The organism is Streptomyces sp. NBC_00554 (assembly GCF_041431135.1).
In the GTDB taxonomy this organism is placed as follows: domain Bacteria; phylum Actinomycetota; class Actinomycetes; order Streptomycetales; family Streptomycetaceae; genus Streptomyces.
The window spans coordinates 6858417-6875111 of record NZ_CP107799.1; the positions used below are offsets into that span (position 1 = coordinate 6858417).

Genomic DNA, 16695 nt, shown 5'->3' on the forward strand with positions numbered 1-16695 from the left:
TGCATATTACTTGCAATAACAAGAGTGGGGCGATTGATTGGGCTACCGACGGCTCTCGCTGCTGTGTGTGGGTGTCGGCGCGGGCGTCCCGGTCGCTCCGGACGGCGTGCCGTACCGATTGATGTCGCTCACCGTCGAGAGTCGTACGCCGTCCCAGCGGAACCGCATGACCTGCTCGGCGCCGTCCTCGCTCGCCGCGTGCAGCAGCAGGTCGCTGCCGTGGGTGTGGACGGCCACGTGCCGTTGATTTGTACATCTGTTCTTAAGGCTTATACGTTTGTGTCCATGCTGCACATCGAACCGCCGTCGGCGGACCCTCCCGAAGGTGAAACGGCCGAGGAAATGGCCGGTGGTGAGCGCCGGACCTCCGCCGAATCGGGTGGCGGGCGGCGACGGACCCGTCGCAACGACCCCGGCCGCAAGACGCACATTCTGGACGCCACCCTCGACGTCATTGCGGATCATGGGGTGGCCGGGACGACGCATCGGCACATCGCTGCCCGGGCCGGCGTGCCGCTCGGGTCGATCACCTACCACTTCGCCAGCTTGACCGATCTCCAGACGCAGGCGTTCGCCCGGCATGTCGAACTGCAGTCCGCGGTGTTTGAGAATCTGTTCGAGGATGTCGAAACGCACGAGCAATTCGTTGATGTCCTGGTCGATCTCGTCCACGGAGGTCCTGCCAGGCACCGCAGTGCGGTCCTCGGCTTCGAGCTGCACCTGGCGGCCCTCCGCAACCCCGGACTGCGAGCCCTGACGCAGGCATGGACGGAGGACAGCCGCACCGTTCTGGCCCGTTTCACCGGCCCGGACAGCGCCGCCCGCCTGGACCCCCTGCTTGAGGGAATGATCATGCATGCTCTGCTCACGACTGCGCCGGAGTCGCGCGAGAGGACGCGGGACGCGATCGACCAGACGCTCGGCCCAGCCGGTCGGCCGGGATCGTGACCGGAGCGTCTGCCGCCGTCCCGGCGGCGCCGACAGCGCGGGAGGTGACGGCGGGTGCGAGGGCGACCTACGCGGTCTTCCCCGGTCTGGGGCTCGCCGGGTCGACCTGGTCCTCCCGGCTCCCCGAGGTCCGCACGCAGCTGAATCTCGACTCGGCATCACTGGGACTCCTGCTGCTCACCATCGCCGTCGGCGGCGTGGTCGTGCTGCCTCTGTCAGGAACGTCGTCACACGCATCGGCCCCCGCCGGGCCGTCTCCGTCGTCGCCCTGCTCGTCATCGCGATCCTCATGGCCCTGTCCGCTGTGATCGCCGGGACCACCCGCCAGTCCCCCGACAACCACACGCAGAGCGGCTCCGACACCCAGGCACGCACCGCTGTCATGTGAGAACGAACCCCTTGGAGACCCCCATGACCCGCCACGCGCCCGTGATCGCCGTCCCCGAGGCCGAGCTGAACGAGCTGCGCTCACGGCTGCTCAACACACGCTGGCCGACCCCCTGGCCCGCCACAGGCTGGGAGGCCGGCACCGACTTCGGCGAACTGCGACGCCTCGTCACCTACTGGGCCTCCGAATACGACTGGCGTGTCCACGAAGCCACCATCAACGCCCTGCCGTCCCATCTCGCAGATATCGACGGAACCCCCGTCCACTACCTCCGCTTCGACGGCGAACACCCCGGCGCCCTGCCGATCGTCCTGACCAACGGGTGGCCCAGTTCCTTCCTCGAACTGACCACCCTCGCCCGTCGGCTGGCCACGCCGTCGCGGTACGGGGGCGACGCCGCCGACGCGTTCACCGTCATCGTCCCCTCGCTGCCCGGATTCGCCTTCTCACCTCAGCGGCCCTCGCTCTCCGAGCCGCCGCAGACCCACGAGATCTGGCACCGGCTCATGCACGGCGAACTCGGCTTCGCACGCTACGCCGCGCACGGCGGCGACCTGGGCGCCGGCATCACCTCCCGGCTCGGTGAAGCCCACCCCGAGGCCGTGGCGGGCATCCATCTGACGGCGGTCGCCGGCCCGGTCGCCTATGACGCGGCCGGTGTCACCCCCGAGGAGCAGGAGTACCTCGATTCCGTCGCGATGTGGTCCGCGGAAGAGGGCGGGTACCAGCACCAACAGAGCACCCGCCCTCTCACCCTGAGCTACGGTCTGGCCGACTCACCGACCGGGCTGCTCGCCTGGATCGTCGAGAAGTACCGTGCGTGGAGCGACTGCGGGGGAGACCTGTCGTCCCGGTTCAGCGACGACTTCCTCCTCACACAGGCGTCGCTCTACTGGTTCACCGGCACCATCTCGACCTCCTTCCGGCCCTACTACGAATACGCCCAGCGGCTGACGAGGCGGGTGGAACGGGTCAACGTGCCCACGGCCCTCGCTCTGTTCCCGGCCGACCTCACCCAGCCGCCCCGCAGCTGGGCCGAGCGCACGTACAACATCACGAGGTACACCCGCATGCCCCGTGGCGGACACTTCGCCGCCCACGAAGAACCCGAACTCCTCGCGCACGACCTCACCGAGTTCTTCCGCGCACACCGGTGAACACCGAAACCCGTGAGGGTTCTTGAGCCTCAGCACCAACGCGCCCGTAGCCGGATCGACTTACCGGTCGTCGGCGTCCGGATCCCGCAGGGGCCGCGCTCGCCGCGCACGAACCGCACAGGCGCGGCGCCTTCGGCAAATCGGCACAGAGGCCCCGCCCCGCGGCAGCGGAACGATGCGAAGGTAAACAAAGCGGTAACGGGAGGTGACCGTACGGGGAGTAGGGTCCACCGGTCATGAAGATCTCATTCCTGATCCACAACGCCTACGGAATCGGAGGCACGATCACCACCACCTTCAATCTGGCCCAGGCGCTGGCCGAACGGCATGACGTGGAGATCGTCTCCGTGCTGCGGCACCGGGAGCTCCCGAACTTCACCCCGGACCCGAGAGTGGCGCTGCGGGCGCTGGTGGACCTACGGCACGAGAAAGAGCATCCGCTGCATGGGAGACCGGCCAAGGTGTTCCCCTCCGCCGAGTACCGCTACCAGCAGTACAGCGAGCTGACCGACCAGCGGATCGGCGAGCACCTCGAGGCGATCGAAGCCGACGTGGTCATAGGCACCCGACCGGGAATCAACGTCCACCTCGCGCTCCAGGCTCCGCGCCGCGTCGTACGCATCGGGCAGGAGCACCTCACCCTGGAGAACCATCCGCCGCGGCTGCGCACCGCACTGCGCCGGGCCTACCCGCGGCTCGATGCTCTCACCACGGTCACGAAGGCGGACGCCGCCGACTACCGGCGCAGGATGCTGCTGCCCGGGGTCCGGGTGGAAGCGCTCCCGAACAGCGTTCCCGACCCTGCGCTGGCGGCCGCGGACAGCACCGCGAAGGTGGTGGTCGCGGCCGGCCGACTGGTGCCGGTGAAACGCTACGACCTGCTCATCGAGGCGTTCGCCCCGGTCGCGGCCGCATACCCGGACTGGCGACTGCGCATCTACGGCAAGGGGGAGGAGCACGACCGGCTCCGGCGGCTCATCGAGGACCTCGGCCTGTGGGACAACGTGTTCCTGATGGGCGCGGCGTCCCCCATGGAGGCGGAGTGGGTCAAGGGCTCCATCGGCGCGGCCGCGTCCAACTTCGAGCCGTTCGGTATGACGATCGTCGAGGCGATGCGCTGCGGGCTGCCGGTGGTGAGCACCGACTGCCCCTACGGACCGCGCGAGATCATCGAGGACGGCGTCGACGGCAGACTGGTGCCCGTGCACGACCGCGACGCACTGAGCGCCGCACTGCTGGAACTCGTCCGCGACGACGCGCTGCGCCGCCGCATGGGCCGTGCGGCCATGGAGAACGGGCGCCGGTTCGCCCCCGGACCTGTGGTGGCGCAGGCCGAGCGCCTGTTCGACGAGGTGATCTCGGCCAGAGAGTCGGGGCGGCCGGTTGTGCCGGAACGCGGCGGACTGCGCCGAGTCCTGGCGGGCAGGAGCTTCGCCGCACGCGACGCCGCCTATGCCGCGGCCGGCAGCATGCTGCGCACAGTGCGCCCGGTACGGAAGGGACAGCGATGAGCGCGGCACGCGCCACGGAACTCCGCGATGCAGAACTCCGCGCGGACTGCACGGTCGACGCGCACGGCCGGATCACCTTCGGCCTGCGGCTGGACTCGGCCATCCACCCCCAGCTGCTGCTACGGCTCCGCCCCAAGAAGGGGCAGCCCGAACAGGTCGTTCACCTGATCGACCTGGAGCCCGCCGAGGACGGCCGCCGACGCGCCGTCCTCGATTCGGAGCCCGCTCTCGCGGAGGGCCGGTGGGACGCGTATCTCCTGCGGGAGCCGGGAGAGGAGCGGCTCCGGCTGCGCCCGGGGCTGCGGGATCAGCGGACCCTCGTCGACGGGCACACCCGTGACCGGTCGTCGCCGGTGGCCGTGCGGATCCCGTATGCCACCAAGGACGGCTATCTCGCCGTACGGGCCTGGCTGCGCACCGCCCACTCGGAGGCCGGCGCCATCGATGTCACGGACCGGTCGATGACGGTCGCGGCCCGGCTGCACGGTGCCTCCCTCGGTGAGGGAGCCGCCGTACTGCTGCGTCGGCGGGGCGAGGCCGGCGTCGTACAGACACTCGAACCCCGTGCCGGGGGTGACGGCCGGGACTTCTCCTTCACCGTGGACCACCAGGAGTTGGCCGCTGCGGGCGGTACCGGCAGCGGCAGCGGCATCTGGGACGTCTTTCTCCAGCCCGCCGAGGGAGCGCCACGGGTCCGGGTCGGTCGTCTGCTCGATGATCTGGCGGACCGCAAGGAGATATTCGTCTATCCGGCCGCCACTGTCGGCGGCGTCACCCTGCGCCCCTACTACACGGTCGACAATGACCTCTCCGTGGCGGTGACGCGGACACCGTCGTAACGCAGGCGTCCTTGTTCATCCACCGCCTCGGGTACCTGGAGGCCGCCCCGCCGATCGTGCGGCAGGGGCGACCTTCAGGCCGTTGGACCGTTGGACCGTTGGACCGTTGGACCGTTGGGCCGAGGCCGGAACTCAGCCCACGGAAACAGCGCTCCAGGCCGCCGCCACCGCGTTGTACTCCGTGCTGCCCGCGCCGTACAGATCCTTCGCCGCGCTCAGCGTCGCCGTCCGGGCCCCCGCGTAGTTCGTCGAGGACGTCATGTAGACGGTCAGGGCCCGGTACCAGATCGCTCCCAGCTTGGCGCGGCCGATGCCGGTCACCGTCGAGCTGTTGCACGTCGTGCCGTTGTGGGCGACGCCGCCGATGGTCTTCGGGCCGCTGCCCTCGGCGAGGAGGTACGCGAAGTGGTTGGCGACGCCCGAGGAGTAGTGGACGTCCAGGTTGGCGACCGAACTGCTCCAGCAGTCCGCGGAGTTGCCGTCCTTGGAGGGCTGGTCCATGTAACGGAGAGCGGACCGGCCGAAGCCGGACTTCACGATCTTCTCGCCGATCAGCCAGTCGCCGGGGTCCGAGGAGTTGTTCGCGGAGAACTCCACCAGCGTGCCGAAGATGTCGGACGTCGCCTCGTTCAGGCCGCCGGGCTCACCCGAGTACGTCAGCGCCGCCGTCTTCGACGTGACGCCGTGCGACATCTCGTGGCCCGCCACGTCCAGCGACACCAGCGGACCGAACGTCGTCCCGTCACCGTCCCCGTACGTCATGCAGAAGCAACTGTCGTCCCAGAAGGCGTTGTTGTAGTTGGTGCCGTAGTGCACACGGTTGTACGAGCCCTTGCCGTCGCCCGCGATACCGCTGCGCCCGTGGACGTTCTTGTAGTAGTCCCAGGTCGCGTCCGTGCCGTACTGGGCATCGACCGCGGCCGTCGAACGGTCCGAAGTCGCCCCGGTTCCCCAGTGGTTGTCGGCGTCGGTGAAGACCGTCGCGGGGGCGCGGCTCAGGCAGATCCCCAGGATGCACAGGTCCGTCTTGTTCGCGGCGTCGCCCGTGTACGTGTTGCCGCGCGTCGGATCCTTGAGCTGGTACGTCGATCCCGACAGCGTCGTCTCCAGCGGGACCTTGCCGCCGTAGAGGGACTGGCCGTCACCGGTCGCCGTCTCGATGTTGTCCCACGCGTCGATCTGCCGGCCGGTACCGGCATCGGTCAGCACCGTGCGGCCGACCGGGTTGCCCAGCGAGTCCTGCCCCACCACCTCGGTGCGCCAGGCCAGTTGGGGTGCTCCGTGCAGCACGTCGACGACCAGCTGGGGCTTGGCCGTCAGCTTGCGCAGGGTCTCGCCGAGGTTCACGGCGCGCAGCGCCGCGGTGGCCAGATCGGCGGCTTTGGGGGCGGACAGTGTGGGCGTGACGCTCGAGAGAGCGATGGCGCGGGTGGTGGCGCGGTTGGCGCCGCGGTAGGAGCCGTCCGGGGCCAGGTGGACCACGAAGTCGCCGCCCAGCACCGGGAGTTGACGATACGTCCGGTCGTACCGCACATGCTGGCTGCCGTCCGCGTCGATCACTACATCGCGGACGCTGGTGCCCTGGGCGGAGGTCAGGCCGAGGCGTGCGGCCTGAGCGGTCAGTACCGACGCCGCGTTGCTGAGCGCGGTGGCCCTGCTCGGCCGGTCGGCCGCGTCCGCGGTCGGGGTCAGTGCGGCCGCCAGCAGTGCGGCGGTGGCCGTGGCTATGCCGGCGGTGGCGAGGCGTGAACCACGGATCGGCCGTATCTGACTCATCGGTCTCCTAGGGGAGGCGCCGTGGGGCGCGGTGGGGGGTACGCGTGGGGGTTTGTGGAGGGCTGCGGGGGGGGCGCTGAAGTTGAACAAGATTTAAAGGTCCATGACATGGCATGTCCATAGCGCCTACTGGCGGATGTGTGTGGGTGTGTGAGGGTCTTCGGGGGGCGAGAATCGTTTCTGCAAAGACCTCGGAAGGGAGACCGCAACCATGGCCACGGCGCCCTTCTTCGTCTACGGCACCCTCCGTCCCGGCGAGCGCAATCACGACCTCTTCCTGCGAGGACGTACGGAGTCCGAGGAGCCGGTGCGCATGCGGGGAGTCGTGCTCTACGAGGGCCCCGGATATCCGTACGCCGTCGAGGAACCCGGGGGAGTGGTGACCGGCGAACTCGTGACCGCGCTGCCCGGGGCGTACGGCGAACTGCTGGCCGCTCTCGACCGGCTGGAGGAGTACGTGCCCGGCGACCCCCGCAACCTGTACGAGCGCATCGCGCGGGACGTGACCCGTGCCGACGCGACGACCGTGCGCGCCTGGGTGTACGTGGCCGCACCCGCGGTCGCCGCCCGGCTGCGTTCCCGCGGCAAGCTCATCGAGGGCGGGGACTGGCACAACGGCGGCTGAACTACGCCGGTGCGTCAATTGCACTCGTGCGAGTGGCCGCCCAGAGGGCCCCCGTGCGCCCCCGCCTCCCCGCACGCCCCCGCCCCTATGGTCCGGCCATGACCGACAGCGACATCACCAGACGGCGCGCCCTTGCACTCGGCGGCGTGGCCGGCGGAGCGGCCCTGGGTATCGGACTCACCTCGTGCTCCTCGGACTCCGAATCGGACGGGTCGAGTTCCGTGACCGCCAGTGCGTCCGCGAGCGCCTCCGCGGCCTCCGACACGTGCGTGCTCAACTCCACCGTCACGGAGGGGCCGTACTACCTGGACGGCGCGCTGTTCCGGAAGGACATCACCGACGGGAAGCCGGGCGTCCCGCTCACCGTGAAGCTGACCGTGCGGGACCAGACCGAGTCCTGCGACCCGGTGTCCGGCGCGGCCGTGGAGATCTGGCACTGCGACGCCTGGGGCTACTACTCCGGCTACACCACCGCCAACCCCGGCGGCTCCGCGCCCGCCGAGAGCGAGGACACCAGCGGCGCCGACGACAAGACGTATCTGCGGGGCTTCCAGACGACCGGCGACGACGGGGTCGTCGAGCTCACGACGATCTACCCGGGCTGGTACACCCCGCGCGCCACCCACATCCACGTCAAGGTGCACACCGGCGGCAAGAAGGCCGACAACACGTACGAGGGCGGCAAGGTCAACTGGACGGGGCAGCTCTTCTTCGACGACAAGTACGGCGAGGAGGTCTACAAGAAGTCCCCGTACACCGAGCACACCGGGACCCGGACCAAGCTCGACGACGACATGGTCTACGCCGGGGGCGGCGCCAAGGACGGGCTCATGACCATCACCGGGACCGTGGACGACGGCTTCACGGGCGCACTGACCGTCGGTATCGACCCGGACAAGGAGAACGACGGGTCGGGCGGCGGGGGAGAGCCGCCCAGCGGGCAGCCGAGCGGGTCGCCGCCGAGCGGGATGCCCAGCGGTACGCCGAGCCCACCGCCGGACAGCGACGCGAGCGCTTCGGCGAGCGCGTCGTCGTAGGCGTTCACTGCTACGGGCGAGGCACCACTTCGAGACGGGCGCGCGCGTCTACAAGCGGGGCACCACTTCGAGCCGTACCGCACACGCCTTGAACTCCGGCATTCGCGAAGTCGGGTCGAGCGCCGGGTTGGTGAGGGTGTTGGCGCGCCCCTCACCCGGCCAGTGGAACGGCATGAAGACCGTGTCGGGCCGGATGGCGCGGGTGATCCGCGCCGGTGCGACGGCGCGTCCGCGCCGGGAGACCACGGCGACGCGATCGCCTTCCCCCGCCCCCAGCCGCGCCGCCAGCCGTGGGTGCATCTCCACGAACGGTCCGGGCGCGGCGGCGTTCAGCTCGTCGACGCGCCGCGTCTGGGCGCCCGACTGGTACTGGGCGACGACCCGCCCGGTGGTCAGCAGTACGGGGTACTCGTCGTCGGGCTCCTCGGCGAGCGGACGGTGCACCACGGCGACGAAGCGGGCCCGCCCGTCCTCGGTGGCGAACCGGTCGAGGAAGAGACGGGGGGTGCCGGGATGGACCCCGGCGTTTGTCTCCCCAGTAGCGGAGGGGCACGGCCAGAACACCCCCGACTCTTCCGCCAGCCGGCGGTACGTGATCCCCGAGTAGTCCGCCGCCCCGCCCGCGCTCGCCCTGCGCAGCTCCTCGAAGACCTCCTCCGGGTCCCTCGGGAAACCCTTCTCCACGCCCAGCCGGTCGGCCAGTTCGTGCAGGACGTCGAGGTCGCTGCGTACGCCGTCGGGAGGGGTGATCGCCCGGCGGCGCAGCAGGACGCGGCCCTCCAGACTGGTCGTCGTGCCCGTCTCCTCGGCCCACTGGGTGACCGGGAGGACGACATCCGCGAGAGCGGCCGTCTCGGAGAGGACGACATCGGCGACGGCGAGGAAGTCCAGTGACTTCAGGCGCTGTTCGATGTGCGCGGCCCGGGGCGCGGACACCACCGGGTTCGAGCCCATCAGCAGCAGCGAGTGGATGTCCGTACCCATCGCGTCGAGGAGTTCGTACGCGCTGCGCCCGGGCCCCGGCAGCGAGTCCGGGTCGACTCCCCACACCTCGGCCACATGGCGTCGTGCCGCCGGGTCGGTCAGCTTGCGGTAGCCGGGCAACTGGTCGGCCTTCTGGCCGTGTTCGCGCCCGCCCTGCCCGTTGCCCTGCCCGGTGAGGCAGCCGTAGCCGGACAGCGGACGCCCCGAACGCCCGGTCGCCAGGCAGAGGTTGATCCAGGCGCCCACGGTGTCGGTGCCCTTGGACTGCTGCTCGGGCCCGCGTGCGGTGAGCACCATGGCGTTCTCCGGCTCGCAGAACAGCCGTACGGCTTCCCGGAGTTCGGGAACGGATACCCCTGTGATCCGTTCCACGTACTCGGGCCAGTGCGCCATCGCCGCCGCCCGGGCCTCCTCCCAGCCGCTCGTACGCTCCTGGATGTACGCCTCGTCCGTACGCCCCTCCGCGACGATCAGGTGGAGCATCCCCAGCGCGAGCGCCAGGTCGCTGCCCGGGCGCGGCGCAAGGTGCAGGTCCGCCTGCTCGGCCGTACGGGTGCGGCGCGGGTCGATGACGATCAGCGTGCCGCCGTTCTCCTTCAGCTCGGTGAGGTAGCGCAGCGCGGGCGGCATCGTCTCGGCGAGGTTGGAGCCGACGAGGATCACGCAGCCGGTCCTCGGGATGTCCTCCAGCGGGAAGGGGAGGCCCCGGTCCAGGCCGAACGCCTTGATTCCGGCGGCCGCCGCGGACGACATGCAGAAGCGGCCGTTGTAGTCGATCTGCGAGGTGCGAAGGACGACACGCGCGAACTTTCCGAGCGCGTACGCCTTCTCGTTCGTGAGCCCGCCGCCGCCGAAGACCCCGCACGCGTCCGGGCCATGTTCCGTCCGGGTGCGGGACAGCCCCTCGGCGATCCGGTCGAGCGCCTCGTCCCAGCTCGCGGGTTCGAGAGTGCCCGCCCGCCGGATCAAGGGCGAGGTCAGCCGTACCCGGGAGGACAGCAGCGCGGGCGCCGTACGTCCCTTGCCGCACAGCGCGCCCCGGTTCACCGGGAAGTCCGCGCGCTCCGTCACCTCGACGCCTCCGTCGGGCGTGGGCGTCAGGTTCATCCCGCACTGCAGGGCGCAGTAGGGGCAGTGGGTGGGCGTCGCGGTGGCCTGCATACCGGTCAGCGTGCGTCGGGAGTGTTACGGGAGGAGGAGGCGGGCGTTACGCGGCAGGGACGGGGACCTCCCGGCCGGGCGGAGGGCGCCGTGAGGGCGGTGGCGCGTCACTGACGGTTCAGCGAGCGCGTGACGCCCGCCGCGATCGTGGTCGCCAGGATCCAGCCGGTGGCGATCAGCAGATAGGCGAGCCACTGGTACCAGCCGCGCGGCGAGAAGGCCTCCTCCTGCCCGAAGCTGATGATGGGCAGCAGCAGATCGAGGGTGTAGAAGACGGGGATGAAATCGGGGGCCTCGTCGGGCTTCAGCGCCTGCGGATGGTTCAGCGTAAAGGCGAGGGCGCCGGTGAACAGCAGGAGCACCAGCCAGCCTGCCGCCCGCATCGGGCGGAAGCCGTAACCGACGGTCGCGTCCTGCAGATGTCCCCAGAACCTGGCGTAGCGCGGCAGGGTGTTGCGGTGCCGGCGGAGTTTGGCCAGCTGGACGGTGCGTGCCGCGGCGTCGTCACCCGCGGTGCGGTACGCGGCGGCCAACTGCTCGTAGGCGTACGGAAGATAGCCGCCCTCCTCCCTTTCAAGAAGCGGCAGTCGCTCCTTCGCGGGGAGATGCGGGGCGAGGCTGCGGTAGCTGAGGCCGTCGATCCTGACATGAGAGGGCCACACCTGAGGAGGAACGTGCAGAAGGTCCAGCTGGGAGCGGCGCAGGTTCACGGCGCCCACGATCGGGGCGGCGTCGCGCAGCCACAGCTCGCCGATCACGCAGCTGCTGGCGCGCAGGGCCTGGCCTTCGGGGTGGGACAGCCGGGAGTAGGCGAGGTTCAGCTGGTGCGGGATCCGGGAGCCGCTCAGGTTGACCCGGCCATCGGCGCGCAGCCGCATCGCACGCAGGTCGGTGCCGACCGACAGGGTCTCGGCATGCAGAGCGGTGCCGCCGGGCGCGTGCAGCTCGGCGTCGTCGAGGTTCACCTGCCCGCCGACCGTGGCCCCGTTCAGCCGGACCTGGCCGTGGGCGACCAGACCGACGGCCCACAGGTCGGTGCCGATGTCCGCGTGGTTCAGCTGGAGCGCCGCTTCCTCCGGGGTGTCGGCGTCCGGGGTGTCCGGCGCCGCCGGGCTGCCCAGATGCGCCCCGTTGATGAACACGGCGCCGGAGATCTTCGCCCCCTGGAGCCGTACCGGCCCGGTGATACGGGAGCAGCTGAGCCGCAGCGCCCCGTCGACCCGCAGGTTCCCCGCGGTGAGCCCGGGCAGCACCGAGTCGCTCAGCACCAGGACGCGGAGCTCCGCCCCGTAGAGCGTCGGGATCTGCTCGAAGTGACAGGACCGCATCCGCACGGCGTGCTGGACCGTCCCGTACGTGAGATCCAGCTGCCCGGTGATGCGCGCGCCCGTCAGCTTCAGTCCGGCGATCTCACCGTCGTGGGCCGGCCCGTCGATCAGCAGAGCCCGCAGCACCTCGGCGCGCACGGTCCGCTCGGGACCCCACGACGAGCCGGCCGCTGAGCCCTCGTCGGCGCTCTCGCGGAAGTCGATTCCCTCGCCGAGCGGGAATGCCTCCCAGACGCGGCGTTCCGCGGGCGTGAGGTCGGTGACCGCCATCATTCGCCCGCCGCCGCCAGGGCCTGACCGACCCCGGACTCCTTCGGCCCCAGGAACCGCGGATCGGGCTTGAACACCGCGTCCAGCGCGGCCTTCCCCGCCGCGAAGACCTCCCGCGCGCCCCCGTAGTACCAGGTCGCGTCGTGCTTGGCGTCGACCCCGACTCCGTAGGACTCGACGCCCGCCGCCTGGCACAGCGCGACGGCGCGGCGGATGTGGAACCCCTGGCTGATCAGTACGGCCCGGTCGACCCCGAAGATCTTCTTCGCGCGGACGCAGGAATCCCAGGTGTCGAAGCCCGCGTAGTCACTGACGATCTGCCCGTCGGGCACACCGTGCTCGGTCAGGTACGTGCGCATCGCGTCCGGTTCGTCGTAGTCCACGCGGCTGTTGTCGCCGGTGACGAGGACGACCTTGACCTGCCCCGCCCGGTACAGCTTTGCCGCCGTGTCCAGGCGGTTGGCGAGGTACGGGGACGGCTCGCCGTTCCACAGACCCGCGCCGAAGACCACCGCGACCTCGGTGCGCGGAGCGTCGGCGGTCGTACGCAGCCGGTCGCCCGTCACCGCGTACATCCATGTCGACGGAAGCAGCGCGAGCACGCAGAGCAGCATCAGGGCCTGTACGCCCCGCCGTTGCCCGGCACGGGTCTGCGGCAGGCGCGGCAGACGCGGTCTGCGCAGCTTCGGCAGCTTCGGACGGCGCATCGGACGGCGCATCGGACGGTCCCCTCCCCAGGTGGCCTCGACCATGGAGGACGCGTCGAACGCTGATCCGGTTCGCCTCCGTGGCGTGACCAGCTTCACTCAGAAACCTGTCACCGCAGGTCACGAAGGCTCACACTCCCGCGTACCCCGGCGTGAACCCCCGGAAAACACCCGTCATACCCGCGCAACGGCGTGGCAACCTCCTACCGTCAGGATCTCTCCATGACGGCGTCGAACCCAGTACGCGACGAGTCCTTGCTCAGCCCCGGTGGCCCCCCGCCGCTCGGCGGCGCCCACCTCGACAGTACGGCGCAACTCATGAACGCGATCACCAGCCAGCTCGGCAGCCAGCTCAGCCGCGTCTCGATCGACGGCGCACGCCGGCCCGCGCCGCCCGCGCTCGTCCTCGTGGCGCACGGCAGCCGCGACCCGCGCACCCTGAGCACCGTACGCAGCCTCATCGAGCGGATCCGCGAGCTGCGCCCGCACCTGGCCGTGCACCTCGGGCACATCGAGCTGAACGAACCCCTGCTGCCCGACACGCTCGCGTCACTCCAGAGCACCCAGGGCACCCGGAGCACCGGGACCGGTGAAGCCGTCCTCGTGCCGCTGCTGCTCAGCCGCGGCTACCACGTCAAGCGGGACATCCCCGAAGCCGCGGCCGCCGCCGCCCCGCTCCGTACCCGCGTCGCCGCCCCGCTCGGCCCGCACCCGCTGCTCGTGGAGACGCTGTACGCGCGGCTCGTCGAGGCCGGCTGGCGGACGCGGATGAGCGACTCGACCCGCCGCGCGAGCGGCATCGTGCTCGCAGCCGCCGGATCCCGCGACCCCGACGCCGCCGTCGACACCCGCCGCACCGCGCACCTGCTCGCCGAGCGACTGGGCGTTCCCGTCGTCCCCGCGTACGCGTCCGCCGCCGCGCCCACCGTCGCAGCCGCCGTCCGCGCCATGGCCGCCCGCGGCCGCCACCGCATCGCCGTCGCCTCGTACTTCACCGCCCCCGGCCGCTTCGCCACCGAGTGCGCCGCGGCCGCCCCCTGGATCGCCGCCGAGCCCCTGGGCGACCACCCGGCGATGGCCCGCCTCGTCCTGCACCGCTACGACCAGGCCGTCGCGACCCCCGAGCCCGCCCCCGAACGCGCCCTGGCCACCGCCTGAAGCGTGTCCTGAGCAGACAGCTGTGCCCCGTTTGTCACTGCCTGCGTTTACTGTCGGGGCATGGAAGGCACTGCACCGAAGACCGAAAGCACCGATCCGAACGCATACGCAGAGCACGCCACGCCCGACGGACAGGACGGGCACGGGATCGGGTACGACGTCACCTCCACCGAGCGCTGGGCCGTCGAGCCCGACAAGCGTCCCGGCCGCACCGCCTTCCAGCGCGACCGCGCACGCGTACTGCACTCGGCCTCCCTGCGCCGTCTCGCGGGCAAGACGCAGGTCGTCACACCCGGCACCAGCAGCCAGATCTGGGACGCCAGCCCCCGCACCCGCCTGACCCACTCCCTGGAGTGCGCCCAGGTCGGCCGCGAGCTGGGCGCGGCCCTCGGCTGCGACCCCGACCTCGTCGAGGCGGCCTGCCTCTCGCACGACATGGGCCACCCGCCCTTCGGGCACAACGGCGAACAGGCGCTCAACGAATTCGCCGAGGACTGCGGCGGCTTCGAGGGCAATGCGCAGTCGCTGCGCCTGCTCACCCGTATCGAGCCGAAGCGCTTCGTACACTCCGAAGCCACCGGCGAACTCGTCAGCGTCGGCCTCAACCTCACCCGCGCCGCCCTCGACGCCGCCACCAAGTACCCCTGGCCGCGCGGCGGCCACCCCACCGACCCCAAGTCCCGGAAGTTCGGGGTCTACGAGGACGACCGGCCCGTCTTCGACTGGATCCGCAAGGGCGCCCCCGGCACCCGTACGTGCTTCGAGGCCCAGGTCATGGACTGGTCGGACGACGTGGCGTACTCGGTGCACGACGTCGAGGACGGTCTGCACGCGGGCCACATCGACCCCAACTGCCTGCACGCCGAGCCGGAAAGGCAGGCGGTCTTCGCGGTGGCCATCGGGCGGTACGTGCCTGCCGACACCGACCCCGAGGAGCTCGCCGAAGCCCTCGACCGCCTCCTCGACCAGGATTGGTGGCCGCACGGATACGACGGATCGGCCGTCGCGCAGGCCCGGTTGAAGGACGCGACCAGCCAGCTCATCGGGCGTTTCTGTCTCGCGGCGGAGGGCGCCACGCGCGCGGCGTACGGCACCGGTCGCCTCACCCGGTACGCGGCGGAGCTGGTCGTCCCGCGCGCCGCGCGCCTGGAGTGCGCCGTCCTCAAGGCGGTCGCCGACCGGTACGTGATGCAGCGCGCCGAGCAGGAAGCGCTCCGCGCCGATCAGCGGATCGTCGTCGCCGAGCTGGCCCAGGCGCTCACCGTCCGCGCCCCGGACGGCCTCGACCCGCAGTTCCGCGCCCTGTTCGACGAGGCCCCGGACGACAGGGCACGCAAGCGCGTGATCGTCGACCACATCGCCTCACTCACCGACGCCTCGGCGCGTTCCCTGCATCTCAGACTCACCACGCGGTCCCATGGGTCCCGGGGAGTGTGACCCTGCGTGGCCTGATCGGGTCTCTCCCTCTTCCCGCATCACGCTGCGTGCGGGACGCTCGCATATGGCGACATCCTTACGAGGAGGCATCAAGTGGTCGACGCGGATCAGACATTCGTCATCGTCGGAGGAGGGCTGGCCGGTGCGAAGGCGGCCGAGACGCTCCGAGCGGAGGGCTTCACCGGGCGGGTGATACTGATCTGTGACGAGCGCGACCACCCCTACGAACGCCCGCCGCTCTCCAAGGGCTACCTCCTCGGCAAGGAGGAACGCGACAGCGTCTTCGTACACGAACCCGCCTGGTACGCGGCCAACGACATCGAGCTGCACCTCGGCCAGACCGTCGACGCCATCGACCGGAGCGCGAAGACCGTCCGCTACGGCGACGACGGCACCCTCGTGCACTACGACAAGCTCCTCATCGCGACCGGCGCCGAGCCCCGCCGCCTGGACGTCCCGGGCACGGACCTGGCCGGAGTCCACCACCTGCGCCGGCTCGCCCACGCCGAACGCCTCAAGGGCGTCCTCGCCGCGCTGGGCCGCGACAACGGGCACATCGTGATCGCGGGCGCCGGCTGGATCGGCCTCGAGGTCGCGGCGGCGGCACGCGAGTACGGTGCCGAGGTCACCGTCGTCGAGCCGGAGGGGACCCCGCTGCACGCGGTCCTCGGCCCCGAGCTCGGCCAGCTCTTCGCCGAGCTGCACCGCGAGCACGGCGTCCGCTTCCACTTCGGCGCCCGCCTCACCGAGATCGTCGGCCAGGACGGCATGGTGCTCGCCGCCCGCACCGACGACGGCGAGGAACACCCCGCGCACGACGTGCTCGCCGCGATCGGCGCCGCCCCGCGCACCGCTCTCGCCGAGGCCGCGGGCCTGGAGATGGCCGACCGCGCGCACGGCGGAGGCATCGCCGTCGACGAACGGCTGCGCACCTCCGACCCCGACATCCACGCGGCCGGCGATGTCGCCTCCTTCCACCACACGCTCTTCGACACCCGGCTGCGCGTCGAGCACTGGGCCAACGCCCTCAACGGCGGCCCCGCGGCGGCCCGCGCGATGCTGGGCCGCGAGCTGACGTACGACCGTGTGCCCTATTTCTTCTCCGACCAGTACGACATCGGGCTCGAGTACTCGGGCTGGGCGCCCCCGGGGACGTACGACCAAGTGGTGATCCGTGGAGACGCCGGCAAGCGGGAGTTCATCGCCTTCTGGGTGAAGGAGGGACGGGTGCTGGCCGGGATGAACGTGAATGTGTGGGACGTCACGGAGCCCATCCAGCAGCTGATCCGATCCCGGGCCCAGGTGGACACCGAGGCGCTCGCCGACCCGCACGTTCCGCTGGACAGTCTGGTCCCGTGACCGACGGCGG

14 protein-coding genes are annotated in these 16695 nt (G+C 70.9%); 9 read left to right on the top strand and 5 right to left on the bottom strand.

The annotated features are described in order from the left end of the window. Nucleotides 1-42: 42 nt before the first annotated feature. Nucleotides 43-237, bottom strand: coding sequence for a hypothetical protein (locus OG266_RS30270; RefSeq protein ID WP_371549442.1), 195 nt, complete (start codon nucleotides 235-237; stop codon nucleotides 43-45). A 48-nt stretch (nucleotides 238-285) separates the two neighbouring features. Between OG266_RS30270 and OG266_RS30275 the strand changes: the two genes are divergently transcribed. The 4 genes from OG266_RS30275 (at nucleotide 286) to OG266_RS30290 (ending at nucleotide 4843) form a co-directional block, all read left to right on the top strand. Further along, on the top strand, nucleotides 286-948 hold the full coding sequence (locus OG266_RS30275; RefSeq protein WP_371549444.1) for a TetR/AcrR family transcriptional regulator: 663 nt from the start codon (nucleotides 286-288) through the stop codon (nucleotides 946-948). A gap of 411 nt (nucleotides 949-1359) precedes the next feature. After that, the gene (locus tag OG266_RS30280; protein ID WP_371549445.1) at nucleotides 1360-2493 is read left to right on the top strand and encodes an epoxide hydrolase family protein; all 1134 of its coding nucleotides are present in this window, start codon (nucleotides 1360-1362) and stop codon (nucleotides 2491-2493) included. Between the two features lie 236 nt (nucleotides 2494-2729). Further along, nucleotides 2730-4004 (top strand): glycosyltransferase family 4 protein, encoded by a 1275-nt coding sequence (locus OG266_RS30285; RefSeq protein ID WP_371549447.1) that lies wholly within the window; start codon nucleotides 2730-2732, stop codon nucleotides 4002-4004. Beyond that, nucleotides 4001-4843 carry a transferase gene (locus tag OG266_RS30290; RefSeq protein ID WP_371549449.1) on the top strand — a complete coding sequence of 281 codons (843 nt, stop codon included), beginning with the start codon at nucleotides 4001-4003 and terminating at the stop codon, nucleotides 4841-4843. The genes OG266_RS30285 and OG266_RS30290 overlap by 4 nt, the downstream gene beginning before the upstream one ends. 132 nt (nucleotides 4844-4975) lie before the next feature. On the opposite strand, the gene OG266_RS30295 is transcribed toward OG266_RS30290, so the two are convergent. After that, nucleotides 4976-6619, bottom strand: a complete 1644-nt coding sequence (locus tag OG266_RS30295) for a M4 family metallopeptidase (protein ID WP_371549451.1) — start codon at nucleotides 6617-6619, stop codon at nucleotides 4976-4978. 211 nt (nucleotides 6620-6830) lie between these two features. Here OG266_RS30295 and OG266_RS30300 point away from each other — a divergent pair, with 211 nt between their 5' ends. After that, a complete protein-coding gene (locus OG266_RS30300; RefSeq protein WP_371549452.1) occupies nucleotides 6831-7244 on the top strand; it encodes a gamma-glutamylcyclotransferase family protein in 414 nt (137 codons plus the stop codon). A 98-nt stretch (nucleotides 7245-7342) separates the two neighbouring features. Further along, nucleotides 7343-8281, top strand: coding sequence for an intradiol ring-cleavage dioxygenase (locus OG266_RS30305; protein ID WP_329547732.1), 939 nt, complete (start codon nucleotides 7343-7345; stop codon nucleotides 8279-8281). 48 nt (nucleotides 8282-8329) lie between these two features. On the opposite strand, the gene OG266_RS30310 is transcribed toward OG266_RS30305, so the two are convergent. The 3 genes from OG266_RS30310 to OG266_RS30320 form a co-directional block, all read right to left on the bottom strand. Next, nucleotides 8330-10426, bottom strand: coding sequence for a molybdopterin oxidoreductase family protein (locus OG266_RS30310; RefSeq protein ID WP_371549454.1), 2097 nt, complete (start codon nucleotides 10424-10426; stop codon nucleotides 8330-8332). Between the two features lie 107 nt (nucleotides 10427-10533). Further along, nucleotides 10534-12024, bottom strand: coding sequence for a membrane-associated oxidoreductase (locus tag OG266_RS30315; RefSeq protein WP_371553018.1), 1491 nt, complete (start codon nucleotides 12022-12024; stop codon nucleotides 10534-10536). Continuing rightward, on the bottom strand, nucleotides 12024-12743 hold the full coding sequence (locus OG266_RS30320; RefSeq protein WP_371549455.1) for a vancomycin high temperature exclusion protein: 720 nt from the start codon (nucleotides 12741-12743) through the stop codon (nucleotides 12024-12026). The genes OG266_RS30315 and OG266_RS30320 overlap by 1 nt, the downstream gene beginning before the upstream one ends. Nucleotides 12744-12953: 210 nt before the next feature. On the opposite strand from OG266_RS30320, the gene OG266_RS30325 reads away from it, so the two are divergent. The 3 genes from OG266_RS30325 (at nucleotide 12954) to OG266_RS30335 (ending at nucleotide 16685) form a co-directional block, all read left to right on the top strand. After that, complete coding sequence (locus OG266_RS30325; protein ID WP_371549456.1) at nucleotides 12954-13889, top strand: sirohydrochlorin chelatase; 936 nt, start codon at nucleotides 12954-12956, stop codon at nucleotides 13887-13889. A gap of 60 nt (nucleotides 13890-13949) precedes the next feature. Beyond that, nucleotides 13950-15326, top strand: a complete 1377-nt coding sequence (locus tag OG266_RS30330; RefSeq protein WP_266462852.1) for a deoxyguanosinetriphosphate triphosphohydrolase — start codon at nucleotides 13950-13952, stop codon at nucleotides 15324-15326. Between the two features lie 93 nt (nucleotides 15327-15419). Continuing rightward, nucleotides 15420-16685 (top strand): NAD(P)/FAD-dependent oxidoreductase, encoded by a 1266-nt coding sequence (locus tag OG266_RS30335; protein WP_371549457.1) that lies wholly within the window; start codon nucleotides 15420-15422, stop codon nucleotides 16683-16685. The last annotated feature ends 10 nt before the right edge of the window (nucleotides 16686-16695 follow it).

Coding starts and splice junctions, on each gene's coding strand:
- OG266_RS30275 (WP_371549444.1), top strand. CDS start 286: ATGCTGCACATCGAACCGCCGTCGGCGGACCCTCCCGAAGGTGAAACG.
- OG266_RS30280 (WP_371549445.1), top strand. CDS start 1,360: ATGACCCGCCACGCGCCCGTGATCGCCGTCCCCGAGGCCGAGCTGAAC.
- OG266_RS30285 (WP_371549447.1), top strand. CDS start 2,730: ATGAAGATCTCATTCCTGATCCACAACGCCTACGGAATCGGAGGCACG.
- OG266_RS30290 (WP_371549449.1), top strand. CDS start 4,001: ATGAGCGCGGCACGCGCCACGGAACTCCGCGATGCAGAACTCCGCGCG.
- OG266_RS30295 (WP_371549451.1), bottom strand. CDS start 6,619: ATGAGTCAGATACGGCCGATCCGTGGTTCACGCCTCGCCACCGCCGGC.
- OG266_RS30300 (WP_371549452.1), top strand. CDS start 6,831: ATGGCCACGGCGCCCTTCTTCGTCTACGGCACCCTCCGTCCCGGCGAG.
- OG266_RS30305 (WP_329547732.1), top strand. CDS start 7,343: ATGACCGACAGCGACATCACCAGACGGCGCGCCCTTGCACTCGGCGGC.
- OG266_RS30310 (WP_371549454.1), bottom strand. CDS start 10,426: ATGCAGGCCACCGCGACGCCCACCCACTGCCCCTACTGCGCCCTGCAG.
- OG266_RS30315 (WP_371553018.1), bottom strand. CDS start 12,024: ATGGCGGTCACCGACCTCACGCCCGCGGAACGCCGCGTCTGGGAGGCA.
- OG266_RS30320 (WP_371549455.1), bottom strand. CDS start 12,743: ATGCGCCGTCCGATGCGCCGTCCGAAGCTGCCGAAGCTGCGCAGACCG.
- OG266_RS30325 (WP_371549456.1), top strand. CDS start 12,954: ATGACGGCGTCGAACCCAGTACGCGACGAGTCCTTGCTCAGCCCCGGT.
- OG266_RS30330 (WP_266462852.1), top strand. CDS start 13,950: ATGGAAGGCACTGCACCGAAGACCGAAAGCACCGATCCGAACGCATAC.